The organism is Pseudomonas citronellolis (genome assembly GCF_029335315.1).
Lineage (GTDB): Bacteria > Pseudomonadota > Gammaproteobacteria > Pseudomonadales > Pseudomonadaceae > Pseudomonas > Pseudomonas citronellolis_A.
This window is the reverse complement of the sequence record NZ_JARJLT010000344.1, coordinates 1-25,844: the sequence shown is the minus strand read 5'-3', so window position 1 is coordinate 25,844 and position 25,844 is coordinate 1. Positions and strand designations below refer to the sequence as shown.

At 68.7% G+C, this 25,844-nt stretch carries 24 protein-coding genes; 15 read left to right on the top strand and 9 right to left on the bottom strand.

Features of this window, described 5'->3' with window-relative positions; genetic code table 11:
- From P3W75_RS26260 to P3W75_RS26245, 4 genes are all read left to right on the top strand, one after another.
- Positions 1 to 1,216 (top strand): inorganic triphosphatase (locus P3W75_RS26260; RefSeq protein ID WP_276230241.1); only part of this gene is annotated, 1,216 nt, incomplete at its 5' end.
- 84 nt (positions 1,217 to 1,300) lie between these two features.
- A complete protein-coding gene (locus P3W75_RS26255) occupies positions 1,301 to 3,085 on the top strand; it encodes a GspE/PulE family protein (RefSeq protein WP_276230240.1) in 1,785 nt (594 codons plus the stop codon).
- 58 nt (positions 3,086 to 3,143) lie between these two features.
- A complete protein-coding gene (locus P3W75_RS26250; RefSeq protein WP_276230239.1) occupies positions 3,144 to 4,082 on the top strand; it encodes an SPFH domain-containing protein in 939 nt (312 codons plus the stop codon).
- Positions 4,083 to 4,086: 4 nt separating this feature from the next.
- Positions 4,087 to 4,533, top strand: coding sequence for an NfeD family protein (locus P3W75_RS26245; RefSeq protein WP_276230238.1), 447 nt, complete (start codon positions 4,087 to 4,089; stop codon positions 4,531 to 4,533).
- A gap of 95 nt (positions 4,534 to 4,628) precedes the next feature.
- Here the strand turns inward: P3W75_RS26245 and P3W75_RS26240 are convergent, their stop codons facing one another.
- Entirely contained in the window at positions 4,629 to 5,591 is a 963-nt protein-coding gene (locus P3W75_RS26240; RefSeq protein ID WP_276230237.1) for an isopenicillin N synthase family dioxygenase, read from the bottom strand.
- A gap of 110 nt (positions 5,592 to 5,701) precedes the next feature.
- Entirely contained in the window at positions 5,702 to 6,787 is a 1,086-nt protein-coding gene (locus P3W75_RS26235; protein ID WP_276230236.1) for a BMP family ABC transporter substrate-binding protein, read from the bottom strand.
- Positions 6,788 to 7,044: 257 nt separating this feature from the next.
- Here P3W75_RS26235 and P3W75_RS26230 point away from each other — a divergent pair, with 257 nt between their 5' ends.
- Together P3W75_RS26230 and P3W75_RS26225 are read left to right on the top strand one after the other, a co-directional pair.
- Positions 7,045 to 8,127: a calcium:proton antiporter gene (locus P3W75_RS26230; protein ID WP_276230235.1), complete on the top strand. Its 1,083-nt coding sequence runs from the start codon at positions 7,045 to 7,047 to the stop codon at positions 8,125 to 8,127.
- A gap of 2 nt (positions 8,128 to 8,129) precedes the next feature.
- A complete protein-coding gene (locus P3W75_RS26225) occupies positions 8,130 to 8,648 on the top strand; it encodes a nucleoside 2-deoxyribosyltransferase (RefSeq protein ID WP_276230234.1) in 519 nt (172 codons plus the stop codon).
- A gap of 110 nt (positions 8,649 to 8,758) precedes the next feature.
- Here the strand turns inward: P3W75_RS26225 and P3W75_RS26220 are convergent, their stop codons facing one another.
- The 3 genes from P3W75_RS26220 to P3W75_RS26210 all read right to left on the bottom strand — a co-directional run bounded on the left by P3W75_RS26220 (position 8,759) and on the right by P3W75_RS26210 (position 12,483).
- The gene (locus P3W75_RS26220) at positions 8,759 to 9,100 is read right to left on the bottom strand and encodes a zinc ribbon domain-containing protein YjdM (RefSeq protein WP_276230233.1); all 342 of its coding nucleotides are present in this window, start codon (positions 9,098 to 9,100) and stop codon (positions 8,759 to 8,761) included.
- 133 nt (positions 9,101 to 9,233) lie between these two features.
- Positions 9,234 to 11,057, bottom strand: a complete 1,824-nt coding sequence (gene oadA / locus P3W75_RS26215) for a sodium-extruding oxaloacetate decarboxylase subunit alpha (RefSeq protein WP_276230232.1) — start codon at positions 11,055 to 11,057, stop codon at positions 9,234 to 9,236.
- 10 nt (positions 11,058 to 11,067) lie between these two features.
- On the bottom strand, positions 11,068 to 12,483 hold the full coding sequence (locus P3W75_RS26210) for an acetyl-CoA carboxylase biotin carboxylase subunit (protein WP_276230231.1): 1,416 nt from the start codon (positions 12,481 to 12,483) through the stop codon (positions 11,068 to 11,070).
- Positions 12,484 to 12,718: 235 nt separating this feature from the next.
- Here P3W75_RS26210 and P3W75_RS26205 point away from each other — a divergent pair, with 235 nt between their 5' ends.
- On the top strand, positions 12,719 to 13,654 hold the full coding sequence (locus P3W75_RS26205) for a LysR family transcriptional regulator (protein ID WP_276230230.1): 936 nt from the start codon (positions 12,719 to 12,721) through the stop codon (positions 13,652 to 13,654).
- On the opposite strand, the gene P3W75_RS26200 is transcribed toward P3W75_RS26205, so the two are convergent.
- Positions 13,608 to 13,820 (bottom strand): PA3496 family putative envelope integrity protein, encoded by a 213-nt coding sequence (locus P3W75_RS26200; RefSeq protein WP_276230229.1) that lies wholly within the window; start codon positions 13,818 to 13,820, stop codon positions 13,608 to 13,610. The two genes, P3W75_RS26205 and P3W75_RS26200, sit on opposite strands and share 47 nt — an antisense overlap.
- 112 nt (positions 13,821 to 13,932) lie before the next feature.
- Complete coding sequence (gene hexR / locus P3W75_RS26195) at positions 13,933 to 14,820, bottom strand: transcriptional regulator HexR (protein ID WP_276230228.1); 888 nt, start codon at positions 14,818 to 14,820, stop codon at positions 13,933 to 13,935.
- A 106-nt stretch (positions 14,821 to 14,926) separates the two neighbouring features.
- Between hexR and zwf the strand changes: the two genes are divergently transcribed.
- Entirely contained in the window at positions 14,927 to 16,348 is a 1,422-nt protein-coding gene (gene zwf / locus P3W75_RS26190) for a glucose-6-phosphate dehydrogenase (protein WP_276230227.1), read from the top strand.
- Positions 16,349 to 16,577: 229 nt separating this feature from the next.
- Positions 16,578 to 17,933, top strand: a complete 1,356-nt coding sequence (yegQ, locus tag P3W75_RS26185; RefSeq protein WP_276230226.1) for a tRNA 5-hydroxyuridine modification protein YegQ — start codon at positions 16,578 to 16,580, stop codon at positions 17,931 to 17,933.
- A gap of 185 nt (positions 17,934 to 18,118) precedes the next feature.
- Here the strand turns inward: yegQ and P3W75_RS26180 are convergent, their stop codons facing one another.
- Both P3W75_RS26180 and P3W75_RS26175 read right to left on the bottom strand, forming a co-directional pair.
- Positions 18,119 to 18,832: a DUF3142 domain-containing protein gene (locus tag P3W75_RS26180; RefSeq protein ID WP_276230225.1), complete on the bottom strand. Its 714-nt coding sequence runs from the start codon at positions 18,830 to 18,832 to the stop codon at positions 18,119 to 18,121.
- A gap of 8 nt (positions 18,833 to 18,840) precedes the next feature.
- Positions 18,841 to 21,030: an outer membrane assembly lipoprotein YfiO gene (locus P3W75_RS26175; RefSeq protein ID WP_276230224.1), complete on the bottom strand. Its 2,190-nt coding sequence runs from the start codon at positions 21,028 to 21,030 to the stop codon at positions 18,841 to 18,843.
- A gap of 235 nt (positions 21,031 to 21,265) precedes the next feature.
- Between P3W75_RS26175 and nirK the strand changes: the two genes are divergently transcribed.
- The 6 genes from nirK (at position 21,266) to P3W75_RS26145 (ending at position 25,757) form a co-directional block, all read left to right on the top strand.
- Positions 21,266 to 22,414, top strand: coding sequence for a copper-containing nitrite reductase (nirK, locus tag P3W75_RS26170; protein WP_276230223.1), 1,149 nt, complete (start codon positions 21,266 to 21,268; stop codon positions 22,412 to 22,414).
- Between the two features lie 34 nt (positions 22,415 to 22,448).
- Entirely contained in the window at positions 22,449 to 23,261 is an 813-nt protein-coding gene (locus tag P3W75_RS26165; RefSeq protein ID WP_276230222.1) for an SUMF1/EgtB/PvdO family nonheme iron enzyme, read from the top strand.
- Positions 23,262 to 23,327: 66 nt separating this feature from the next.
- Positions 23,328 to 24,059, top strand: a complete 732-nt coding sequence (locus tag P3W75_RS26160) for a Crp/Fnr family transcriptional regulator (RefSeq protein ID WP_276230221.1) — start codon at positions 23,328 to 23,330, stop codon at positions 24,057 to 24,059.
- Positions 24,060 to 24,129: 70 nt separating this feature from the next.
- The gene (ytfE, locus tag P3W75_RS26155; RefSeq protein WP_276230220.1) at positions 24,130 to 24,801 is read left to right on the top strand and encodes an iron-sulfur cluster repair protein YtfE; all 672 of its coding nucleotides are present in this window, start codon (positions 24,130 to 24,132) and stop codon (positions 24,799 to 24,801) included.
- Between the two features lie 87 nt (positions 24,802 to 24,888).
- Entirely contained in the window at positions 24,889 to 25,572 is a 684-nt protein-coding gene (locus P3W75_RS26150; protein WP_276230219.1) for a Crp/Fnr family transcriptional regulator, read from the top strand.
- A gap of 2 nt (positions 25,573 to 25,574) precedes the next feature.
- Positions 25,575 to 25,757 (top strand): protein DnrP, encoded by a 183-nt coding sequence (locus tag P3W75_RS26145; protein WP_276230218.1) that lies wholly within the window; start codon positions 25,575 to 25,577, stop codon positions 25,755 to 25,757.
- Positions 25,758 to 25,844: the final 87 nt, after the last annotated feature.

Genomic DNA, 25,844 nt, shown 5'->3' with positions numbered 1-25,844 from the left:
CCTGGCCCGGGCCAAGGTCGCGCTGCGCCTGCGGCGCGACGGCGAGCAGTACATCCAGACCCTGAAGAGCCGCGGCCACAGCGTCGCCGGGCTGTCCGAGCGCAACGAGTGGGACTGGTACCTGGACAAACCCGAGCTGGACCTGTCCAAGCTCGACGACAGCTGCTGGCCGGCGGCCCTGGCCGACCTCGACAAAAGCCAGCTGCAGCCGATCTTCAGCACCGACTTCAACCGCCAGCGCGCCGAGATCGCCTGGGGCCGCGGCAAGGCCAAGGTGGCCCTGGAGGCCGCGCTGGACCTGGGCAAGGTCGTCGCCGGCGAGCGCGAGGAAGAAATCTGCGAGCTGGAGCTGGAGCTGCGCCAGGGCGAACCCGAAGCCCTGCTGGAGCTGGCCGCCGAGCTGGCCGCCGACCTGCCGCTGATGCCCTGCGACATCAGCAAGGCCGAGCGCGGCTACCGGCTGTTCGACCCGGCCAGCTACAACGTCCAGCCCGACACCCAGAAACTGCTGGCCGAAACCCCGCTGGATGGCGCCTTCGCCGCCATCGCCTGGTCGCTGCTGGGCAGCAGCCAGCGCCTGGCCGAGCAGTACCGCTTCAACGGCCACTGGCGCCTGCTGCAGGATTGGCTGCAACAGTTGGTGGACCTGCGCGCCCTGCTCGGCAGCCTCGGCCAGGCCGCGCCGCGCGCCAGCAGCCGTGAGCTGCGCGGCGCGCTGGACGCGCTGATCGGCGACTGGCGCCCGCGCCTCGAACAGGGCGAGACCGACGAGAGCGTGCGCCAGCAGGCGCCGGAAGCCTTCCGCGAGGAACTCGGCCAGGTGCGCTGGGGCCTGTTCTCCCTGCAGGCCTCGCGCTGGCTGCTGACCCGCGCCTGGCAGGAAGGCCGCAACGAGCGCGGCAACCGCCAGGGTGCCGCGGCGCTGGGCAAGTGGCTGCCGCGCCAGCTGGCCGAGGAAGCCGAGGGCCTGCCCCTGGCCCGTGCCCTGCAACAGCCGGAACTGCTGGTCGAGCAACTGCCGCGCCTGCAGCGCCTGCTGGTGTGGCTGCGCCAGGCCCGCGGCGTGCTCGACCTGCCCGAGGCCGACCGCCTCTACGGCGAGCTGGCCAAGCTGGAACAGGCCCTGGACGCGCGCGACGACGAGGCTCTGGATGCCCTCGCCGCCCAGGCCCATACTGTGCTGACCCTCAAGCCGTGGAAGGCGCTTTTCAAATAAGCTGGGGAACCCGACGGCGCGGACGGGACTCGGAGCAGTTCCACCCGCAGCCGCTCGCGGCACACATGAAAGCAGGGAGTTCGCATGTCCGTCTTCGCTTCGCCCGCCCAGGATCGCTGGCTGGATCTGGCCGATATCCTCCATGAGCTGGTCGCCCAGGGCCGCGTCGCGCAGAACGACGCCGAGCAGTGCCTGGCGATCCGCCGCAGCGCGGTGAAGAACCAACAGCACCCCCTGGAATTCCTCGCCGCGCAGCAGGTGCCGGACCAGCGCCGCCCCGGCCGCCACCTCGACCTCGACGCCCTGGTGCACTGGCTGGCGGAATATTCCGGCCAGCCCTACCTGCGCATCGACCCGCTGAAGATCGACGTCGCCGCGGTCACCCCGCTGATGTCCTACGCCTTCGCCCAGCGCCACAAGATCCTCGCCGTGGCGGTGGCCCCGGACAGCGTCACCATCGCCAGCGCCCAGCCGTTCGTGCACAGCTGGGAAAGCAACCTGATCCACGTGCTCAAGCGCCCGATCAAGCGCGTGGTGTGCAACCCGCAGGACATCCAGCGCTTCACCACCGAGTTCTACCGCCTGGCCAAGTCGGTCAGCGGCGCCTCCGCCCAGGACATGAAGATCAGCGGCGTGGGCAACTTCGAGCAGTTGCTCAACCTGGGCGCCAGCGACCAGGAGCCGGACGCCAACGACGCGCACATCGTCACCATCGTCGACTGGCTGTTCCAGTACGCCTTCCAGCAGCGCGCCAGCGACATCCACATCGAACCGCGCCGCGAGCAGGGCACGGTGCGCTTCCGCATCGACGGCGTGCTGCACAACGTCTACCAGTTCCCGCCGCAGGTCACCATGGCGGTGGTCAGCCGCCTGAAGTCCCTCGGCCGCATGAACGTCGCCGAGAAGCGCAAGCCGCAGGACGGCCGGGTGAAGACCAAGACCCCGGACGGCGCCGAGGTGGAACTGCGCCTGTCGACCCTGCCCACCGCCTTCGGCGAGAAGATGGTGATGCGTATCTTCGACCCCGAGGTGCTGCTCAAGAGCTTCGACCAGCTCGGCTTCTCGCCCGAGGACCTGCGCCGCTGGCAGAGCATGACCAACCAGCCCAACGGCATCATCCTGGTCACCGGGCCCACCGGTTCGGGCAAGACCACCACGCTCTACACCACGCTCAAGCAACTGGCCACCGACGAGGTGAACGTCTGCACCATCGAGGACCCGATCGAGATGATCGAGCCCTCGTTCAACCAGATGCAGGTGCAGCACAACATCGACCTGACCTTCGCCAGCGGCGTGCGCGCCCTGCTGCGGCAGGACCCGGACATCATCATGGTCGGCGAGATCCGCGACCTGGAGACCGCCGAGATGGCCATCCAGGCGGCGCTTACCGGGCACCTGGTGCTCTCCACCCTGCACACCAACGACGCCCCCACCGCGATCACCCGCCTGCTGGAACTGGGCGTGCCCTACTACCTGATCCGCGCCACCGTGCTCGGCGTCATGGCCCAGCGCCTGGTGCGTACCCTGTGCCCGCACTGCAAGGCGCCGCTGGAGCTGGAAGAGAATGACTGGCAGGAGCTGACGCGGCCGTGGAACGCCCCGCTGCCGACCGGCGCGCAACAGGCCGTGGGCTGCCTGGAATGCCGCGACACCGGCTACCGCGGGCGCGCCGGGGTCTACGAGATCATGCTGCTGACCGACAGCCTGAAGGAACAGATCACCCCCGACACCGACCTCATCCCGCTGCGCCGCCACGCCTTCAAGGAAGGCATGCGCAGCCTGCGCCTGTCCGGCGCGCAGAAGGTCGCCGCCGGTCTGACCACCATCGAGGAAGTGCTGCGGGTGACGCCGCAGAGCGAGCAGAAATAGCCCGCGCCCCAAGCGGGCGCGGGAACAGGAAGTTCTTTTCGACCAAGGAGTGCGCTACATGGAAACCGGCAGTGTCCTGATCCTCTTCGTCGTCCTGGCGGTGGCGATCGTGTTCATGGGCTTCAAGGTGGTGCCGCAGGGCAGCGAATGGACGGTGGAGCGCTTCGGCCGCTACACCGGCACCCTCAAGCCAGGGCTGAATATCATCGTCCCGGTGATGGACCGCGTCGGGCAGAAGATCAACATGATGGAGCGGGTGCTGGACATCCCGCCGCAGGAAGCCATCAGCGCCGACAACGCCATCGTGCAGATCGACGCGGTGTGCTTCTACCAGGTGGTCGACGCGGCGCGCGCCGCCTACGAGGTCAGCGGCCTGGAGAACGCCATCCGCAACCTGGTGATGACCAACATCCGCACCGTGCTCGGCTCCATGGAGCTGGACCACATGCTCAGCCAGCGCGACGCGATCAACGAGCGCCTGCTGCGCACCGTCGACGAGGCCACCGCGCCCTGGGGCCTGAAGGTCACCCGCATCGAGATCAAGGACATCAGCCCGCCGGCCGACCTGGTCGAAGCCATGGCCAGCCAGATGAAGGCCGAGCGCCTGAAGCGCGCGCAGATCCTCGACGCCGAGGGCAAGCGCGCCGCTGAAATCCTCACCGCCGAGGGCGAGAAGCAGGCGCAGATCCTCAAGGCCGAAGGCCAGCGCCAGGCCGCCTTCCTCGAAGCCGAGGCCCGCGAGCGCCAGGCCGAGGCCGAGGCGCGGGCGACCCAGGTGGTGTCCGAGGCGATCGCCAGCGGCAACGTGCAGGCGGTGAACTACTTCGTCGCGCAGAAATACGTCGACGCCCTCGGCCAGCTGGCCGCTTCGAACAACAGCAAGATCGTGCTGATGCCGCTGGAAGCCAGCCAGGTGATAGGCGCGGTGGGCGGCATCGGCGAAATCGTCAAGGCCACCTTCGGTGACGCGGCGCCCGGCGCCAAGGGCCGGAGCTGATGCCATGTGGGATTACCTGCAACACCTGAGCTTCTGGGACTGGCTGGCCTTCGGCACCGTGCTGCTGATCCTCGAAGTGTTCGGCGCCGGCGGCTACCTACTATGGATCGGCATCGCCGCGGCGGCCACCGGGGTGCTCGCCTTCCTCGCCCCGGGCCTGGACTGGACCTGGCAGTTCCTCGCCTTCGGCGTGCTCGCCCTGCTCACCGTGGCCTACTGGTGGCGCCACCAGCACCGCCCGGGCGCCGGCGCCGCCGCCAGCGGCCTGAACCGCCGCGGCAGCGAACTGCTGGGCCGGCAGTTCGCCCTGCACGACGCCATCGTCGGCGGCCGCGGCAAGATCCGCGTCGGCGACAGCCTGTGGCTGGTGAGTGGCCCCGACCTGCCGGCCGGCGCCCAGGTGACGGTCACCGGGCAGGACGGCGTGCTGCTGTTGGTCGAGCCCGCCTGAAGTCAAACGGCGGATAACGTCGAACGTTATCCGCCCTACACCCGGCCCACCCGTGACGTAGGGCGAATAACCGTTCGCGGTTATCCGCCGCCGCCCTATGCCTCTTCCTCGCGGCGGTAGGCGTAGGTCGCGGCGAAGCGCGAGGTCAGCCATTCGCCGCAGGTGGTCGGCGGGTACTTCGGCGGGTTGTCGGCGTCGAAGCAGCCCGGCAGGCACTCGATGGCGGTGTCCATGTGCGGCTCGGCGAAGAACGGCATCGAGTAGCGGTCCACGCCCTGCGGGCTGATCACCCGGTGCGGGGTGGAGCGGTAACGGTCGTTGCTCCAGCGCGCCATCATGTCGCCGATGTTGACCACGAAGGTGCCGTCGATGGGCGGCGCGTCTATCCACTGGCCCTGGCGGTTCTGCACCTGCAGGCCGCCGGCGTCGTCCTGGTACAGCAGGGTCACGCAACCGTAGTCGGTGTGCGCGCCGGCGCCCGGCTGGTCGGCGCTCTGCCGCGCGGCGGCGGGCGGGTAGTGGATCATGCGGAACACGCTGACCGGCTGTTCGAAGCGGCGGTCGAAGAAGTCCTCGTCGATCTCCAGGGCGATGGCCAGGGCGCGCAGCACGGTCTTCGACAGCGCCAGCATGTCGGCGTAGTGGCCTTCGAGCAACGCCTCCCAACCCGGCAGGTCGGGGTGGGCGTTGGGCCCGTAGAACGACTTGCCGGCGACCACGTCGGGATGGTCGGCCGGCAGGTGCAGGGCCATGTCGAAGGTTTCCTTGAAATCGCTGGGCAGCTCGGGGTCGAGTTGCTCCGTGGCGATGCCGCCGTAGCCACGGTGGTTGCGGCTGCGGGTGATGTCGATCTTCAGCTTCTCGGCGGCCGGCTGGGCGAAGAAGCCCCGGGCGGCGGCCAGCAGCTCGGCGAAGCGCTGCGCCGCGATCGGGTGGCCCTCGATGTAGAAGAAGCCCCATTCGCGGCAGGCGCTGTCGATCTGCCGCGCCACCTCGCGCCAGGCGGCGCGGTCGGTAGCGTAGAGCGGGGCGATGTCGATGACGGGTAGGCGGTCCATGGTCGGTCTCTGCGGACGGATGGGCCCGTAGGAGCGGACTCCGTCCGCGATAGCCGGCGTTTCCGGCGCGGATCGCGGATGAAATCCGCTCCTACGAGAGCGGGCGCGGGTTATTTCGGCAGTTCGGCCTTGATGCCTTCGACGTAGTAGTCCATCGCGGCGAGGTCGGCGTTGCTGGCCACGGCGCCGGCGGCGATGCGTTCCTTGCCGCTCTGATCCTTGATCGGGCCGGTGAACGGGTGGAAGGCGCCGCTCCTGATGTCGGCGATCAGCTTGCCCGCCTCGGTCTGCACGTCGGCCGGCAGCACGTCCTTGTTCAGCGGCAGGACGATGGTGTCCTCGGCCAGGCCGCCCCAGAAGTCCTGCGGCTTCCAGGTACCGTCCATGACCGCCTGGGTGGCCTTGATGTAGTGCGGGCCCCAGTCGTTGACGATGGAGGTCAGCACGGTCTTCGGCCCGAAGTGCTGCATGTCCGAGGCGTAGCCCACGGCGTAGACGCCGCGACGCTCGGCGGCCTGGATCGGCGCCGGGCTGTCGGTGTGCTGGAAGATCACGTCCACGCCCTGGTCGATCAGCGCGTTGGCGGCGTCGGCCTCCTTGCCCGGGTCGAACCAGGTGCTCACCCACATCACCTTCAGCTCGGCCTGCGGGTCGTACTTGTTCAGCGCCAGCTGGATGGAGTTGATGTCGCGGATCACCTCGGGAATCGGGAAGGAGGCGATGTAGCCGATCTTGTGGCTCTTGGTCATCTTCGCCGCCAGGTAGCCGCCGACGTAGCGGCCCTCGTAGGAGCGCGACAGGTAGGTGCCGAGGTTCTTGTCACGCTTGTAGCCGGTGGCGTGCTCGAATGTCACCTTGGGGAACTGCTTGGCCACCTTGGCGGTGGGGTTCATGAAGCCGAAGGAGGTGGTGAACACCAGGTCGTAGCCGTCCTTCGCCATGTTGCGGATCACCCGCTCGGCGTCGGCGCCCTCGGCGACGTTCTCGACGAAGCTGGTCTGCACCTTGTCGCCGAAATGCTCCACCAGCTCGCGGCGGCCGGCCTCGTGCTGGTAGGTCCAGCCGTGGTCGCCCACCGGGCCGACGTAGACGAAGCCGACCTTCAGCGGGTCGGCCGCCAGCGCGCCAAGGCTGGCGCCAAGGCCCATGGCCAACGCCAGGCCACGCAGCAGGGTGTTCAGGGTCTTGTTGTTCATGGTGCGGGGACGCTCCTGTCGATGCAGTGTCGGGGGCGGAGGGTGCATTGCCTTCCGCGGCGTTTCGCCCGATGCAATAACCTGACCAGGTGGACAGGTGCCGCGCCGCCGGCGCTCGCCGGGCGCAGGTCGGGCCGCGCGCGACTTGCAATGGTGCGCATGTGCCACCTGCTGGTGCGTCCACGGCGCCGGTGGGCAAGCCCGGGGGCAAGGCCTAAGATGTGCGCCTGGCCCTACGGAACGGATATCCCCCACGAATGTTGCGCGTGCTCAAAGACGAGAAATTCCTCCTCCTCGCCCTGCTCCTGGCGGTGCTGGTGTACCCGCTGGAACACAGCCTGCTGGAAGGCGGCAAGACCCTCGCCGGGGTGGTCGCCAGCGTGCTGCTGGCGTCGATCATCAGCGTCTCGCTGCGTGTCGCGCACCACGCCGAGATCCTCGCGGAGAAGGTCGGCGAACCTTACGGCACCATGATCCTGACCCTCGCCGCGGTGCTGGTGGAGGTGGTCATCCTGGCGATCATGATGGGCCACAACCATTCGCCGACCCTGGCCCGCGACACCATCTACGCCGCGGTGATGCTCGACATGAACGGCATCCTCGGCCTGGCCGCGCTGCTCGGCGGCCTGAAGCACGGCGAGCAGTCGTACAACGACGATTCCGGCAAGACCTACGTGACCATGATCCTCACCGCCGTGGGCATCTCCATGGTGATCCCGGAGCTGATCCCGGCCGAGCAGTGGAAGCTCTACTCGCTGTTCACCATCGGCTGCATGGTCATGCTCTACGGCCTGTTCCTGCGCATGCAGACCGGCCAGCACAGCTACTTCTTCTCCTATAACTACGCGGTGCACGGCGAACAGCAGCACGGCCACGAGTCGGCGGGCAACACGCGCCAGTCGATGACCCTGCTGGTGTTCGGCGTGGTGCTGATCGGGGCGCTGGCCGAGGTGATGTCCAAGGCCCTGGACGTCAGCCTGGAGGGCAGCGGTGTGCCGCCGATCGTCCCGGCGCTGCTGGTGGCGGCCATCTCCGCCAGCCCGGAAATCCTCACCGCGCTGCGCGCCGCGCTGGCCAACCGCATGCAGCCGGTGGTCAACATCGCCCTCGGCGCCTCGCTGTCCACGGTGATCCTCACCGTGCCGGTGATCGAGGCGCTGGCGCTGTTCAAGGGCCAGCCGATCCAGATGGCGATGACCCCGCTGCAGACCGGGATGATGTTCATCACCCTGGTGGTGGCGGGCTTCAACCTGCACGACGGCAAGACCAACGCCATCGAGGGCATGACTCACTTCGTGCTCTTCGCCACCTTCCTGATGTTGTCGTTCATGGGACTGTGACCATGCTGAAGATCTACCTCGCCGGCCCCGACGTGTTCCGCCCCGACGCCGGCGCCCACGGCGAGCGGCTCAAGGCGCTGTGCGCGGAGTACGGTTTCGAGGGGCTGTTCCCGCTGGACAGCCAGATGCCGGCGGACCTGATCGAGCCGCACGAGCACGCGATCTGGCTGTACCGCGCCAACCTGCGGATGCTCGCCGAGGCCGACGTGGTGCTGGCCAACCTGGCGTCCTTCCGCGGCAGCGAGCCGGACAGCGGCACCTGCTTCGAGGTCGGCTACGCCGCGGCCCTGGGCAAGCCGCTGTACGGCTACCTGCCGGACGCCGGCAGCTACGCCGAGCGCATGCGCCGCAAGTACCCGGAGTGGCTCGGCGAGCAGCCCGGCCGCGACCGCGACGGCAACACCCTGGAAGCCTTCGGCCTGCCGCTGAACCTGATGCTGGCGGTACCCACCCAGATCGTCTCCGGCGGCCCGCGCGAGGCGCTGGAGCTGCTGCGCCAGGACCTGCAGCCGGCGGAGTAGGCGCGCGCCGCCCGCGCAGGACGATCGCGGATGAATCCGCTCCTACCCCCGTACCGTCGTACCCGCGTTCGCGGGAGTGACGGATCGGGGAACGTACGCGAGAGGAAGGCTCAGACCTTCTTCACGAACTCCGACTTCAGCTTCATCGCGCCGATGCCGTCGATCTTGCAGTCGATGTCGTGGTCGCCGTCGACCAGGCGGATGTTCTTCACCTTGGTGCCGACCTTCACCACCAGGGACGAACCCTTGACCTTCAGGTCCTTGATCACGCTGACGGTGTCGCCGTCCTGCAGCAGGTTGCCGACGGCGTCCTTGACCACCTTGGCCTCGCCGTCACCCTCGGCGCCGGCGTCGGCCGACCACTCATGGGCGCACTCCGGGCAGACCAGCAGCGCGCCGTCCTCGTAGGTGAATTCGGAATTGCATTTCGGGCAGGGCGGCAGCTGGCTCATGGCGGTTCTCACGTCGGAACGAATAAAGACCGCGCATTATATAAGGTCACTGCGCCTTTTGGGGATGCGCATAAAAAAGGGGGAGCATCGTGCTCCCCCCGGGACTGAACCTTGAGACCCGTCTGTCCGTCGGTCAGCCTTCAATCTCGATCAGCACTTCGCTCGGGTTGACGCGGTCACCCTTGGCTACGTGGATCGCCTTGACGGTGCCGGCGATAGGCGCCTGCACCTCGGTTTCCATCTTCATCGCTTCGGTGATCAGCACGGCCTGGCCGGCCTTCACGCTGTCGCCTTCCTTGACCAGCACGTCGACGATGTTGCCCGGCATGGTGGTGCTGACGTCGCCCGGCGCGCTGGCGTGCTTGCGCTTGCTGCCGGAACCGGCGATGAATTCGTTGAGCGGCTCGAACACCACCTCTTCCGGCATGCCGTCGATGGACAGGTAGAAGTGGCGCTTGCCGTCGGTCTTCACGCCGACGCCGGTGATGTCCACGCGGTAGCTCTCGCCGTGCACGTCGACCACGAACTCGGTCGGCACGCCTTCGCCACCCGGCGCGGCCACGCCCTTGCCGTTGGGGATCGGCAGCAGCTCTTCGGGTTTCAGGGTGCCGGCGGCACGCTCTTCGAGGAACTTGCGCCCGATGTCCGGGAACATGGCGAAGGTCAGCACGTCCTCTTCGGACCTGGCCAGGCTGCCGATCTCTTCACGCAGCTTGTTCAGCTCCGGCTTGAGCAGGTCGGCCGGGCGCACGTCGATGACTTCCTCGTTGCCGATGGCCTGGCGGCGCAGCGCTTCGTTGATCTTGCCCGGCGCCTTGCCGTAGCGGCCCTGCAGGTACAGCTTCACCTCGTTGGTGATGGTCTTGTAGCGCTCGCCGGCCAGCACGTTGAAGAACGCCTGGGTGCCGACGATCTGCGAGGTCGGGGTGACCAGGGGCGGGAAGCCGAGGTCTTCGCGCACCCGCGGGATTTCCGCCAGCACTTCGGGCATGCGGTTCAGCGCGCCCTGCTCCTTGAGCTGGTTGGCCAGGTTGGAAATCATCCCACCCGGAACCTGGTTGACCTGCACGCGGGTATCCACGCCGGTGAACTCGCTCTCGAACTGGTGGTACTTCTTGCGCACGGCGTGGAAGTACATGCCGATTTCCTGGATCAGCTCCAAGTCCAGGCCGGTGTCGAACGGGGTGTCGCGCAGGGCGGCGACCATCGATTCGGTGCCCGGGTGGCTGGTGCCCCAGGCCATGCTGGAAATGGCGGTGTCGATGCGGTCGGCGCCGTTTTCCACAGCCTTCAGCTGGCACATGCTGGCGACGCCGGCGGTGTCGTGGGAGTGCACCACCACGTCCAGCGGCAGCGCGTCCTTCAGCGCCTTGACCAGTTCGCCGGTGGCGTACGGGGTCAGCAGGCCGGCCATGTCCTTGATGGCGATGGAATCCACGCCCATGTCGGCCATGGCCCTGCCCTGGGCGACGAAGGCATCGATGGTGTGCACCGGGCTGGTGGTGTAGGCGATGGTGCCCTGGGCGTGCTTGCCGGCGGCCTTCACCGCCTCGATGGAGACGCGCAGGTTACGCACGTCGTTCATCGCGTCGAAGATGCGGAACACGTCGATGCCGTTGACCGCGGCCTTGGCCACGAAGGCGCGCACCACATCGTCGCTGTAATGGCGGTAGCCGAGCAGGTTCTGCCCGCGCAGGAGCATCTGCAGGCGGGTGTTGGGCAGCGCGGCCTTGAGCTTGCGCAGGCGCTCCCACGGGTCTTCCTTGAGGAAGCGCACGCAGGCGTCGAAGGTGGCGCCGCCCCAGACTTCCAGCGACCAGTAGCCGACCTTGTCGAGCTTGTCGCAGATCGGCAGCATGTCCTCGGTGCGCATGCGGGTGGCCAGCAGCGACTGGTGCGCGTCACGCAGGATGGTATCGGTGACGCTTATTTTTTTCGACTCAACGGTCTTGCTCATTCGATGATCCTCACAGGCCAGCGTGGGCGGCAATGGCGGTAGCGATGGCGATGGCCAGGTGCGACGGGTTGCGCTTGATCGAGTACTGGGTCAGTTCCGGGTGGCTTTCCACGAAGCTGGTGTTGAACTCGGCGCTGCGGAATTCCGGGTCCTTGAGGATTTCCTGGTAATAGGGCGCGGTGGTCTTCACGCCTTGCACGCGCATGTCGTCGAGCGCGCGCAGGCCGCGGTCCAGCGCCTCTTCCCAGGTCAGCGCCCAGACGATCAGCTTCAGGCACATGGAGTCGTAGTACGGCGGAATGGTGTAGCCGGTGTAGATCGCCGTGTCGGTGCGCACGCCGGGGCCGCCGGGGGCGTAGTAGCGGGTGATCTTGCCGAACGAGGGCAGGAAGTTGTTCTTCGGGTCCTCGGCGTTGATGCGGAACTGCAGGGCGAAGCCGCGGTGCTGGATGTCGTCCTGCTTGACCGAGAGCGGCAGGCCGGAGGCCACGCGGATCTGCTCGCGGACGATGTCGATGCCGGTGATTTCCTCGGTGATGGTGTGCTCCACCTGCACGCGGGTGTTCATCTCCATGAAGTACACCTCGCCATCGGCGAGCAGGAACTCCACGGTGCCGGCGTTCTCGTAGCCCACGGCCTTGGCCGCGCGCACCGCCAGGTCGCCGATATAGGCGCGCTGTTCGGGGGTCAGCTGCGGGCTGGGGGCGATCTCGATGAGCTTCTGGTTGCGGCGCTGGATCGAGCAGTCGCGCTCGAACAGGTGCACGGTGTTGCCGAAGGAGTCGGCGAGGATCTGCGCCTCGATGTGCTTCGGATTGACGATGCACTTCTCGAGGAACACCTCGGCGCTGCCGAAGGCCTTGGTGGCCTCGGAGATCACGCGGGGGAAATTCTGTTCCAGCTCTTCGCGGCTGTTGCAGCGGCGGATGCCGCGGCCGCCGCCGCCGGAGGTGGCCTTGAGCATCACCGGGTAGCCGATGCGGTCGCCTTCGCGCAGCGCCTCGGCGAGGTCGGCGACGTTGCCCTCGGTGCCCGGGGTGCAGGGCACGCCGGCCGCCATCATGCTGCGGCGGGCCTCGGTCTTGTCGCCCATGCGACGGATGACTTCCGCCGACGGGCCGATGAAGCGGATGCCGCGCTCGGCGCAGATGTCCGCCAGTTCCGCGTTCTCGGAAAGGAAGCCGTAGCCGGGGTGCAGCGCGTCGCAGCCGCTTTCCACCGCCAGGTTCACCAGGGCGCGCGGGTTGAGGTAGCCGGCCAGCGGGTCGGCGCCGATGCTGTGCGCCTCGTCGGCGCGCTTCACGTGCAGGGCGTGACGGTCGGCGTCGGAGTAGACGGCCACCGAACGGATGCCCATCTCGGCGCAAGCGCGCACGATGCGGACAGCGATCTCCCCACGGTTGGCGATCAGGATTTTCTTGATCACTTGCGGTTTCCCTCGACCGGGGCTCATGGACCCGGCACTTGAACCAATCGGCAATCCGCCGCGGGTGCTATCCGCTTCGGCTCGGCGCATGCCGGAGCAGGGTTCCGGCGTTTTTCAACCCTACTCGGGATCGAGAATTACCCAAAATCAATATTTATTGGGATAGCCATAACTTTTGCCTTATAGTCGAGCGAACTGACCCGCTTGAGAGCCGGTGCGAATGCGTAAGTCCTTGATGCGAATGACCCTTCGCCAGATGCAGGTGTTTCGTGCGGTGTGCGAAAGCCGTTCCTACAGCCGCGCGGCGGAGGAAATGGCGCTGACCCAACCGGCGGTCAGCCTGCAGATTCGCCAGCTGGAAGAGCTGGTCGGCCAACCGCTGTTCGAGTACATCGGCAAGAAGCTCTACCAGACCGACGCCGCCGACGCCCTGCTGCGCGCCAGCACCGACATCTTCCAGCGTCTGGAAGTGCTCGACATGCAGCTCTCCGACCTCAAGGGCTCGCTGCAGGGCCAGCTGCGCCTGGCGGTGGAATCCAGCGCCAAGTACATCACCCCGCACCTGTTCGCCGCCTTCCAGGCGCAGCACCCGGACGTCAGCCTGCACCTCACCGTGGTCAACCGCGCCCAGGTGATCAAGCGCCTGTCGGACAACCGCGACGACCTGGTGATCATGTCCCTGGTGCCGCAGGACATGGCCCTGGAGTTCCTGCCGTTCCTGAACAACCCGATAGTCGCGGTGGCGCCGCCGGACCACGCGCTGTGCAGCGCCGCCAAGCTGTCGCTGAAGGACCTGGAACCCTGGCCGCTGCTGATTCGCGAGCCCGGCTCGGGCACGCGCAAGGCCTGCGAGGAACACTTCCAGCAGAAGCGCGCGCACTTCCCGCACACACTGGAGTTCGCCTCGCTGGAGGGGTCGCGGGAAGGGGTGCTGGCCGGCCTCGGCCTGGCCCTGCTGCCGCGCCACGCGGTGAGCCGCGAGCTGCGCGCCGGGCTGCTGCGCGAACTGCCGGTGGAGGAGCTACCGCTCTACCGCAGCTGGTGTCTGGTGCACGCCCGCGGGAAGCGCCTGAGCCCGGTGGCCCAGGCGTTCGTCGCCTTCATCCGCGAAGAGCGGGCGCTGATCAGCCAGCTGGCCGAGCGCTTCTCGCCGACGCCCGCGCCAAGCTGACGTAGTTCGCGGCGATCATGTCGGGATAATCGGACATTTCGCGGTCAAGACGCTGAGTCTCGAGGCGCTCCTCGATGGCCCGGCGAAACTGCATGCGGCGCAGGTCTTGGAGTTTGCGGCGGGTCTTGCTGTCCAGGTGCTGGGTGTCGTCGATATGGCGTGGCATCTCGCATCTCCCATGGCCGAAGGGCTGGAGACGCCAGCATGCTGACGACGGATGACAGTTTGAGGGCGCGCGGGTGAAGCGCCGGTGACGCCGACGAGCGGTCGGCGGCGCCTCAGGACGCCTCTTCCGGGCGCGGCTCTTCGTGGTTCTTCATCACCTTGGGCGACAGCCGCAGGCTGCGCAGGCTGCGCTTGACGCTCTTGAGGTGGTTCACCAGGTCCGGGCCACGGGCCATGGCCACGCCCATCGCCAGCACGTCGATCACCACCAGGTGGGCGATACGCGAGGTCAGCGGGGTGTAGATGTCGGTGTCCTCGTGGACGTCCACCGCCAGGTTCACCGTCGCCAGGTCGGCCAGCGGGGTCTGGCTGGGGCACAGGGTGATCAGCGTGGCGCCGGCCTCGCGGACCAGGTTGGCGGTCACCAGCAGGTCCTTGGAGCGGCCCGACTGCGAGATGCAGATGGCCACGTCGCTGGGCTTCAGGGTCACCGCCGACATCGCCTGCATGTGCGGGTCGGAATAGGCCGCGGCCGACAGCAGCAGGCGGAAGAACTTGTGCTGGGCGTCGGCGGCCACCGCGCCGGACGCGCCGAAGCCATAGAACTCCACGCGCTGGGCGTGGGCGATGGCGGCGATGGCGCGCTCCAGGGCGTGGGTGTCGAGCTTCTCGCGCACTTCCATCAGCGAGTGCAGCGTGGTGTCGAAGATCTTCAGGCTGAAGTCGGTGACCGAGTCGTTCTCGTTGATCGCGAACTGGCCGAAACTGGCGCCGGCGGCCAGGCTCTGCGCAAGCTTCAGCTTGAGGTCCTGGAAGCCGCTGCAGCCGATCGCGCGGCAGAAGCGCACGATGGTCGGCTCGCTCACGCCGACGCTGTGGGCCAGGTCGGCCATGGAGCTGTGCATGACCGAGGCGGGGTCCTGCATCACGTGATCGGCGACCTTGAGTTCCGACTTGCGAAGCAGATGACGCGACTGGGCAATGTGCTGCAACAGGTTCACTGGGCTGGACTCGGCTATGATCGGCGGATGGGATGTAGTCGACTTGTAGTTATACTACAAGTCAGGCGGTCACGCCCAGGCAATAAGTGGCGGAGCAGTACCGAACATGAGCGAACCATCCGCGTTTCCCCTTTCCTGCGACATCCTGGTGTTCGGCGGCACCGGCGACCTGGCGCTGCACAAGCTGCTCCCGGCGCTCTACCACCTGCACCGCGAGGAACGCCTGCCGGCCGACACCCGCATCCTCGCCCTGGCCCGCAGCCAGCGCAGCCTGGACGCCTACCTGGCGCTCGCCGAGCGGCATTGCCGGGTACAGGTGGCGCGCGCCGACTTCGACCCGGCGCAGTGGCAGAGCTTCGCCGCGCGCCTGGACTACCTGGCCATGGACGCCTCGCAGAGCGCCGACTTCGGCCGCCTGCGCGAGCGCCTGAAGTACGGCCACGAGCGCGTGTTGGTGCACTACCTGGCCACCGCGCCGGACCTCTTCGCGCCCATCGCGCAGAACCTCAGGGTCGCCGGCCTGGCCGGGCCGAACACGCGCATCGTGCTGGAGAAGCCGCTGGGCCACTCGCTGGAGTCGGCGCAGGCGATCAACCAGGCCATCGGCCAGGTGTTCGACGAGGCGCGGGTGTTCCGCATCGACCACTACCTGGGCAAGGAGACGGTGCAGAACCTGCTCGCCCTGCGCTTCGCCAACACCCTGTTCGAGCCGCTGTGGCGCAGCGCCTACATCGACCACGTGCAGATCAGCGTCAACGAGACCCTGGGCGTGGAGAATCGTGGCGCCTACTACGACCACGCCGGGGCGATGCGCGACATGGTGCAGAACCACCTGCTGCAGCTGCTCTGCCTGGTGGCCATGGAAGTGCCGGTGCACTACGACGCCGAATCGGTGCGCGACGAGAAGCTGAAGATCCTCCAGGCCCTGCGCCCGATCACCGGCCAGGACGTGCAGGACCGCACGGTGCGCGGGCAGTACGCCGCCGGCCGGATCGGCGGCCAGGAAGTCCCGGCCTACTGGTTCGAGAAGCAGGTGGACAACGACAGCGACACCGAGACCTTCGTCGCCCTGCGCGCCGACATCGACAACTGGCGCTGGTCCGGCGTGCCCTTCTACCTGCGCACCGGCAAGCGCCTGGCGAAGAAGTGTTCGGAGATCGTCATCCAGTTCAAGCCGGTGCCCCACGCCCTGATCGGCGACGGCAACGGCCCGGCCAACCGCCTGTGGATAAGGCTGCAGCCGGAGGAGCGCATCAGCCTGCAACTGATGGCCAAGACCCCGGGCAAGGGCATGCAGCTGGAGCCGGTGGAGCTGGACCTCAACCTGGCCCACGCCTTCAGCGGCAACCGCCGCCGCTGGGACGCCTACGAGCGCCTGCTGCTCGACGTGATCGAGGGCGACTCGACGCTGTTCATGCGCCGCGACGAAGTGGAAGCGGCCTGGCGCTGGATCGACCCGATCATCGACGGCTGGCGCGAACACTACCAGCGCCCGCGCGCCTACCCCGCCGGCAGCGCCGGCCCGTAACAGGCCCAGTCGCTGCTGGAGCTGCAGGGACGGCGCTGGTTGGAGTAGCCCACATCCTGTAGGAGCGAGCTTGCTCGCGAAGCGCATGGCGGCGTGTTTGTTCGCGAGCAAGCTCGCTCCTACGAAAGGCATCCCGCCGCGACATATCACCGCAACATTGACCCCGCTCAGGGCAGCGCAGCCACGCCCCGGCTAGAGTGCGGCGTTTTATCCACAAGCGCCCACCGCCATGCTCCAAGCCCCCGAACTGCTCTCCCCCGCCGGCTCGCTGAAAGCCATGCGCCACGCCTTCGCCTACGGCGCCGACGCCGTCTACGCCGGGCAACCGCGCTACAGCCTGCGGGTACGCAACAACGAATTCGACCTGGCCAACCTGGCCGTCGGCATCGCCGAGGCCCACGCCCTGGGCAAGCGTTTCTACCTGGTGGTGAACATCGCCCCGCACAACGCCAAGTTGAAGACCTTCCTGGCCGACCTGGAGCCGGTGCTGGCGCTGGGCCCGGACGCGCTGATCATGTCCGACCCCGGCATGATCATGTTGGTTCGCCAGCACTTCCCCACGGCGAACATCCACCTCTCGGTGCAAGCCAACGCGGTCAACTGGGCCAGCGTGGCGTTCTGGCGCGACCAGGGCCTGTCGCGGGTGATCCTGTCCCGCGAGCTGTCGCTGGAGGAGATCGGCGAAATCCGCGAGAAGGTCCCGGACATGGAGCTGGAAGTGTTCGTCCACGGCGCGCTGTGCATGGCCTACTCCGGGCGCTGCCTGCTGTCCGGCTACATCAATCGCCGCGACCCCAACCAGGGCACCTGCACCAACGCCTGCCGCTGGGAGTACCAGGCGCACCCGGCGCGCGAGGACGAACTGGGCCAGTTGCTGCGCGAGCCGACCCTGGGCCGTGGCGCGCCGAGCGACGCGGTGTTCCTGCTGGAGGAAGGCAACCGCCCCGGCGAACTGCTGGCCGCCTACGAGGACGAGCACGGCACCTACATCATGAACTCCAAGGACCTGCGCGCCATCCAGCATGTGCAGCGCCTGGCCGAGATGGGCGTGCACTCGCTGAAGATCGAGGGCCGCACCAAGTCGCACTTCTATGTGGCGCGCACCGCCCAGGCCTACCGCCGGGCGATCGACGACGCCGTGGCCGGGCGCCCCTTCGACCGCGCGCTGATGACCGAGCTGGAGTCCCTCGCCCACCGCGGCTACACCGAGGGTTTCCTGCGCCGCCACGTGCACGACGAATACCAGAACTACCAGCACGGCAGCTCCCGCGCCGAGCGCCAGCAGTTCGTCGGCGAGTTCACCGGCGCCCGCCGTGGCGAGCTGGCCGAAGTGAAGGTGAAGAACCGCTTCGCGCTGGGCGACAGCCTCGAACTCATGACCCCGGCCGGCAACCACGCGCTGCGCCTGGAGCGCCTGGAGAACGCCCGTGGCGAAGCCATCGACGTGGCGCCGGGGGATGGCCATGTGGTGTACCTGCCACTGCCGGCGGGGCTGGACCTCGGCCACGCGCTGCTCATGCGCGACCTGCTGGAGCGGCCGGCCGGGAAAGCCTGCGGCGGTAGCTGCGGCAATTGCGGTGCGTAGGGCGTACAACCGTTCGCGGTTGTACGCCGTCTCACCTTGCGTATCGTCAACTTCGTGGCCGAGCTTGGCGCGACCTGCTACAGGTGCTTCGAGCTGGCTTCGAGCGAGATGTAGCCAAGGCTAAACGGCGGATAACGTCGAACGTTATCCGCCCTACGTCACTCCCACCTTTGCCGCACGCCGCGTCAGGGATTCTGCAGAAACACCACATACCCGCGGAACCACGGGCTGCGCTCCAGGTACGCCGGCGCCTGCCACTGGCCGTACTGCGCCAGGCCGATGCGGAACGGCAGCTGCAGGCGCGCCACGCGCGGCAGGTAGCGCTGGTAGTCGGGGATGGTGCGGCGGCCCTGGTAGGTCTGCACCACCACCTCGTCCACTACGTCCTTCAACTGGTTGATGGTCGCCGGCTCCGCGTTGCTGCTCCAGTCCAGCAGGCCGGTGATGCTCAGGCGGTACTCGGTCGGCAAACGCTGGCGGAAGTCACGGAGAAAGGCCACGTACTCGTCCAGGTAGCGGGTGCGTGCGTCGAAGTCGATCTGCACGCCCACCAGCGGGTTGCCGGCGTGCTGCCAGCGGCGCAGCTGGGCCAGCAGGGTCGCGTAGCTGGCTTCGCTCCAGCGCAGGCTGTGGGCGCGGTAGACCACCCACACCTGGCTGTCGCGCAGGCGCGGGATGGCGATGCCCTGGGCGTGCAGGCGGGCCGGCTGGGAGGGCGCGGCGCGCGGCGCGCTGATCTGGCCCTGGAGCACGTAGAGGGTGCGCGCGTGGCGCAGCGCCGGCTGGGCGTCCACCCCGCCCCACAGCCAGAAGGCGTCGTAGTCGGCGGCGTCGACCACCCCAGCCCGCGCCTGGCCGGCCAGCAGCGCCAGCAGCAGCGCCAGCCACTTCGCGGGCATGGCGCGGCTTACCAGTAGTACTTCAGCGACTTGGCCCAGGGCGTGTCGGCGTGCTCGGCCTTCAGTGCGCGGAACCAGCGCTTGCGCTGCGCCGGCGCGATGTCCTGCTTGCCGCAGCCGTTGTAGCCGCTGGGCGCGTAGCAGTTGATCGCGCGGTACAGGGCGTAGGCCTTGTCGTCGCTGCCGGCCTGTTCGTCGGCGATCACCTTGAGGTAGCCGTCCAGGCGCGAGTAAGGCTCGCCCTCGAACAACGACGGGCTGCCGCCCAGCTCGCGCACGCCGGGCTGGCTGTCCAGCGGGAAGCTGTCGAGGTTGTTGCGCAGGATGAATTCGCCGAAGCAGTTCAGCGCCTGCGCCGGTTGCGGCTCCTGCTGCAGGGCCACGGCGAGGTCGCGGATGGCCGGGCAGTCGTAGCCGGAATTGCCCTTGCCGCCGGCCCACTGGAACAGCGTCAGCGGCATGCCGCTGCCGTAGACGAAGCCCAGCGGTGCGCTCAGCGGCTTGCTCGACGGCTCCGCCGGGAGCAGCGCGAGGTCGTTGACGAAGTTGGCGTAGCGGCCGTGCAACAGGTCCTTGTAGAGCAGGGTGAAGAGCGCGGTGTCACGCTCCTCCGCCGGCGTCGCCTCGGCCCTCACCTGCTGGCGCAGCAGTTCGGGGCCGGCGATGTGGCGCAGCAGCAGCTCGCGGATCGCCGGCGTGCGTACCGGCGAGTTCTCGGCGTAGACCTTCACCAGGCGGTCGCTGCGTTCGTAGTTGAAGGCCAGCGCCAGCTCCAGCTGCTCACGTTGCAGCGGCTGGTGGGCCAGCGGCAGCAACTGCAGCCACAGCTTCTCCGCGCCGAGCCAGTCATTGCCGGCTTCCAGGGCGAAGCCGCGCAGGGTCTGCTGGCTGAAGGCGAGGTAGTCGAGCTTCTCCGGCGGCGTCTGCGGCAGCTGCGCGGCGGCCTTGGCCGGGGCTTCCTCGACGTACAGCTGCCAGGCCGCCAGCAGGTAGTCGTGCAGCCCGGGCAGGTCGGCGAACAGCGGCTTCTGCGCCTGCAGGCCGGGCAGGTCGAGGGCGCGGGCCTCGCCGGCCTCGTGGTGGCGCATCTGCATCAGGTCGAGCACCGCCAGCAGGCGCGGGTTCTTGACCTCGGCCGGGTGGGCGCTGATCAGCAACTTGTTGTCGACCTCGGCGATCAGTTGCGCCTGGTCGGCGTTGCCCTGGGCCGCCTCGGGCTGGGCGAACAGCCAGGCGTACTCGCCGGCCAGCCGGGTGGGGTCGTTCATCAGCCAGTAGACGCGGCGCATCAGGCCCTTGGCCGAGGTGGCGTAGCGGCCCTGTGGATAATCCTGCAGGTAGGCCTTGAAGTCGCTTTCGGCGACTTTCAGCGCGGCCTGGTCGACCTTGCGCAGGTCCGGGTAGCCCATGTCGTCGAAGGCGTTCTGCTGCGCCTGGTTGAGCTGGCTGCGGCCGAGCATGTAGCGCGCGGTCTCGCGGACCCACGGCAGGGCGCTGTCGCGCAGGCCCTGGAAGCTCTTGCGCGCGGCCGGGAAGTGGCCGCTGTAGAAGGCCGCCACGCCCTGCAGGTAGCCGGCGAAGTCGCGCCCGCCGGGCGAATCCACGTCGCTGGGCAGCAGGCCGGCCAGTTGCGCGTCGTCCCACTGGCAGCCCTGCAGCAGGGCCAGGCGCGAGCGCGCCAGGCTCTGGCGCTCGGCGGCCGGCAGGTCGGCGACCAACAACTGGGCGAGGAAGTCCTGGGCGGTCAGCGGGTTGTTGCTGCGGCAGCGGCTGCCTTCGCCGCTGGCGAAGCGCTCGCTGTCGGTCGGCACCGCGTCCGCCGCCAGGCCGATGCGCACCGCCAGTTCCGCCAGGGGCGCGGCCGGCTTGGCCGCGGCGGCCGGTTCCGGCTCCGGGGTCAGCGGTTCGTCGAACAGCCGGGTCAGCGGGAAGGGCACCAGGCCGTAGCCCAGTTGCTGTTCGTCATCGGACAGCGCCCGCTCCGGCAGGCTGGCGCGGCCGGCGTCGGCCAGCAGCAGCTGCAGGTTGACCCGGCTGTCGTTGCCGGGGCTGAGGAACGGCAGGCTGTTGCACACGTCCAGCGTGTCGCGCTTGAGGTTCCAGCTCGGGTAGCAGGAGTCGTCGCTGCTGGCGAACGCCTGCTGCGCGGCGAACACGCCGAGGGTCAGGGCCAGGAGGGGGAGTCCGCGCGGGCGCATGCAAGGTCCTTGTCCAATGGAACCCGCGCCTCTGGCGCGGGGGATTCGCTCATTGGGGTGGATCTTACCTCGGCGCGCGGTCACTTGCCGCATCCGCGCCGGGCCCGGCGGAGAAACCCGCCGAACTGCGGCAGATTGTCCGCTCGCACCGCTGTTTGCTGCGGCGCAAAGAACCTTTCCGGGCACGGCCGTATGTCTGTGGCGGACGAATTGCGTCCATCCAAGGAGATGTGCCATGCAAGACCGGGAAAAACTGCCACTGTCCCGCCGCAACCTGCTCGCCGGCGCCGTGGTGCTGGGCGTCGCCGGCTCGGTGCTGAGCGGCGGCCGGAGCTTCGCCAAGGAAGCCGCCGCGCCCGCCGCCGGCCCCGCGCCGGACCTGTCGAAACTGCCGCGCAGCCAGGTCGAGCTGCTCGCCCCACCCCAGGTCCATCCCCACGCCCAGCGCGCCACCGGCAAGCCGCAGGTGGTGGCCTTCCGCATGGTGATCGAGGAGAAGGAGCTGGTCATCGACGACGACGGCGCCCGGGTCCACGCCATGACCTTCGACGGCTCGGTGCCCGGGCCGCTGATGGTGGTGCACCAGGACGACTACGTCGAGCTGACCCTGGTCAACCCGCCGACCAACAGCATGGCCCACAACATCGACTTCCACGCCGCCACCGGCGCCCTCGGCGGCGGCGCGCTGACCATCGTCAACCCCGGCGAGCAGGTGCGCCTGCGCTTCCGCGCCACCCGCCCCGGGGTGTTCGTCTACCACTGCGCGCCGGGCGGCATGATGATCCCCTGGCACGTGGTGTCGGGCATGAACGGCGCGATCATGGTGCTGCCGCGCGACGGCCTCAAGGACCGCGACGGCCGCCCGCTGAAATACGACAAGGCGTTCTACATCGGCGAACAGGACTTCTACGTGCCGCGCGACAAGGACGGCAAGTTCAAACGCTACGCCACGCCCGCCGAGAGCTTCAACGACACCCTGGAAGTGATGAAGGGCCTGATCCCCAGCCACGTGGTGTTCAACGGCAAGGTCGGCGCGCTCACCGGCAAGAACGCGCTCACCGCCAGGGTCGGCGAGACCGTGCTGATCGTCCATTCCCAGGCCAACCGCGACACCCGCCCGCACCTGATCGGCGGCCACGGCGACCACGTCTGGGCCACCGGCAAGTTCCTCAACCCGCCGGAACAGGACCTGGAGACCTGGTTCATCCCCGGCGGCGCGGCCGGCGCGGCGCTGTACACCTTCCGCCAGCCGGGCCTGTACGCCTACCTCAACCACAACCTGATCGAGGGCGTGGCCCTGGGCGCCACCGCGCACTTCCAGGTCGAGGGCCAGTGGGACGCCGACCTGATGAGCCAGCTCGAGCCCCCGGGCCCGATCAAGTGACGGCGCGCGCGCCAATCGGCGGCGGACGGGCGCGATGCGCGCGGCGCCGCTGAGCCTCCTGGCGCTGGTCGCGGCGACGGGCCTGGCGGCGCTCTGGCTACCGCGCGGCGATCCGTCCCTGGCCCCGGAAGTCGTGAGCCTGGCGGCGCGGGAGTTCGCCTTCCGCCCCGCCGGCGACTATCGCCAGGGCGGCCGTCCGGTGGACCCGCCGCTGCGCCGCGAATGGCTGGCGCCCGGGTTCGCGGTAATGAAGTACCAGATCAGCCAGGCCGAGTACGCGCGCTGCGTGAACGAAGGGGACTGCCCGGCGCTGGTCGAGGGCGAGCTGCCGGCACGCCCCGACCTGCCGCTCACCGGCGCCAGCCTGATGGATGCGCAGGCCTACGCCGCCTGGCTGTCGCGCCGCACCGGGCAGCGCTGGCGCCTGCCCAGCGACCGCGAATGGGCGTTCTTCGCCGCCTCGCGCTGGGCCGACGACGCCCTGCGCCTCGACGACGACGGCAGCAACCCGGCGCGGCGCTGGCTGGCACGCTACCGCTTCGAGGCCCGGGCCGCGGCCGACGGCCCCGGAAACGCCCGCCCGCGCGACGGCCACGGGCTCAACGAGCTGGGCGTGGCCGACCTCGCGGGCAACGTCTGGGAGTGGACGCAAAGCTGCCAGAGCCGTGTCGAGCTGGACGCCGACGGCCGCGAACTGGTCCGCAGCGAGGCCTGCGGGCTGCGGATCGTCGAGGGCCGCCATCGCGCCGTGCTCAACGACTTCGTCCGCGACGCCCGCGGCGGTGGTTGCAGCGCCGGCCAGCCGCCGGACAACCTGGGGATTCGTCTGATCCGCGAGGGCCCTTGACCTCGCTCAAGGTGCCGCACCGCCGGCCCTCACTAAGCTGCCGACGGCACCCTGGGAGTCATCCGCGTGAGCGACAAGCCCCTGATCAACCCTGCCTGGCTGGACAGCCTGGCGCCTTTCGTCGGCTGCAGCGGCGACGAGCGCGAGGCGATCCTGCGCCAGGCCAGCATGCGCAGCCTGCGCAGCGGCGCCACGCTGTTCGAGCAGGGCCAGCCGGCCGGCGCCTTCTTCCTGCTGCTGCACGGCCGCCTCAAGGCCACCCGGCTCACCGCCGACGGCCAGCGCGTGCTGGTGCGCCTGGTCAACCCCGGCGAACTGTTCGGCTACGCCCGCGCGCTCGGCCGCCACGACTACCCCGCCAGCGCCTGCGCCACTCGCGACAGCTTGCTGCTGGCCTGGCCCACCCGCCTGTGGGAGCCACTGCTGGCGCGCCACCCGGGCTTCGCCCTGAGCGCCCTGCAGGCCATCGGCGGACGCCTGCAGGAAGCCCACCTGCGCTTCTGCGAACTGGCCACCGAGGACGTCGAGCGCCGCGTCGCCCACGCCGTTCTACGCCTGGCACGGCAGTCCGGGCGCGACGAGGAGGCCGGCGTGCGCATCGACTTCCCGATCAGCCGCCAGGATATCGCCGAGATGACCGGCACCACGCTGCACAGCGTGTCGCGCCTGCTCTGCGCCTGGGAGGCGCTGGGCCTGGTGCGCGGCGGCCGGCAGAAGCTGCTGGTGTGCGACCTGCCACGCCTGGCGCGGCTCGCCGAAGGCGACGACGAACGGGAAACCCCGGGGCGCGACACTTGACCGCAATCAAGGAGCGCGTCGCCGGTGCCGCCCTAGACTGGCGAGCCCCCCGACACCCGCGAGGTTCGCCATGCACGACGACCTGACCGAACGCACCCTCAGCGACCTGGCCTGCAGCCTGCCCGGTAGCGCCGGCCTGTTCCACGACTACAAGCTCGACTTCTGCTGCGCCGGCCAGCGCAGCCTGCGCGAAGCCGCCACGGCCCAGGGCCTGGACGCCGAACACATCGCCGCCGCACTGCGCGCCCTGGGCCCACGCGAGGACGCCCGCGACTGGCGCCAGGCCAGCAACGCCGAGCTCATCGCGCACATCCTCGAACGCTACCACCAGGTCCACCGCCAGCAGTTCCCGGCGCTGCTGCCGCTGGCCGAGCGCGTGGAGCGCACCCATGCGGCGCATCCGCACTGCCCCCGCGGCCTGACCCGGCTGCTGGAACGCATGCAGGAGGAACTCGAAGCGCACATGTGCAAGGAAGAGCACATCCTGTTCCCGTGGCTTGGCCAGGGCGTGCCACTGCTCCAGGTACAGGGCCCGATCGGCGTGATGCGCCACGAACACGACGAGCACGCCCAGTCCCTCGCCACCCTCGCCGAGCTGACCGACGACCTGACCGCCCCGGCGGACGCCTGCGCCAGCTGGCGCGCCCTGTACGCCGGCCTGGAGGAACTGCGCCGCGACCTGATGCAGCACATCCACCTGGAGAACAACCTGCTGTTCGTCGGCGCCAACCGGCCGCGCTGAGGCTGCCGCGTGACAGTCTGCCCCACTGCGCCGCCCGGGCGCGACGAGCATACTGATGGGACATCGCCGCCACGGGAAGGCACCGCCATGCAGTCACAGCGCGTCCACCAGCAGATACTGCGCGGCCACCACCTGTTCGACCCGCTCGACGAGGCTGAGCTGGAGCGGCTGCTCGCCAGTTGCCAGCTGCTCGGCCTCGACAAGGGCGACAAGCTGTTCCACCAGGGCGAGCCGGCGCACGCCTTCTTCTTCGTCATCTGCGGCGCGGTGAAGATCTACCGGCTGACCCCCGAGGGCCAGGAGAAGATTCTCGAAGTGGTCGGCCCCCGGCAGACCTTCGCCGAGGCCATGATGCTGATGGACACCCCGGGCTACGTCGCCTCGGCCCAGGCGCTGGAGCCGACCCAGGTGTACCGCTTCGCCAACCGCACCTACCTGGAACTGCTGCACGGCAACCCGCAGCTGCCCTTCGCCCTGCTCGGTACCCTGTGCATCCGCCTGCACCGGCGCATCCACGAGATCGAGACGCTGTCGCTGAAGAACTCCACCCACCGCGTGGTGCGCTACCTGCTGACCCTGCTCAACCGCCACGGCGACGCCCACCTGCGTTTCCGCCTGCCGATGGCCAAGCAACTGGTGGCCGGGCACCTGTCGATCCAGCCGGAGACCTTCTCGCGGGTCCTGCGGCGGCTGATCGACGAGGGCATCATCGAGCTCCAGGGGCGCAGCGTGCGGGTTCGCGACCCGCTGCGCCTGGAACAGTTCGAGTAGGCATGCGCCGCTGCCTGTACTGCCAGCGCGACAACGCCGGGGGCCACGCCGATTGCCCGCACTGCGGCATGCCGCTGCCGATCGCGCAGGCCCATGCACGGACCTTGCGCCTGCGCCGTTTCAGGCTGTTCTGCATCGCCCTCGCCCTGTCCTGCCTGGCGCTGGCCCTGTGGCTGCCGCGCTAGGGACCCGTCGAAACCGGCCTGGCAGCCGGACCGCGGATGAATCCCCGCCTACAGGCAGACACTGGTCTTATCAGGTGTACGCCGGTA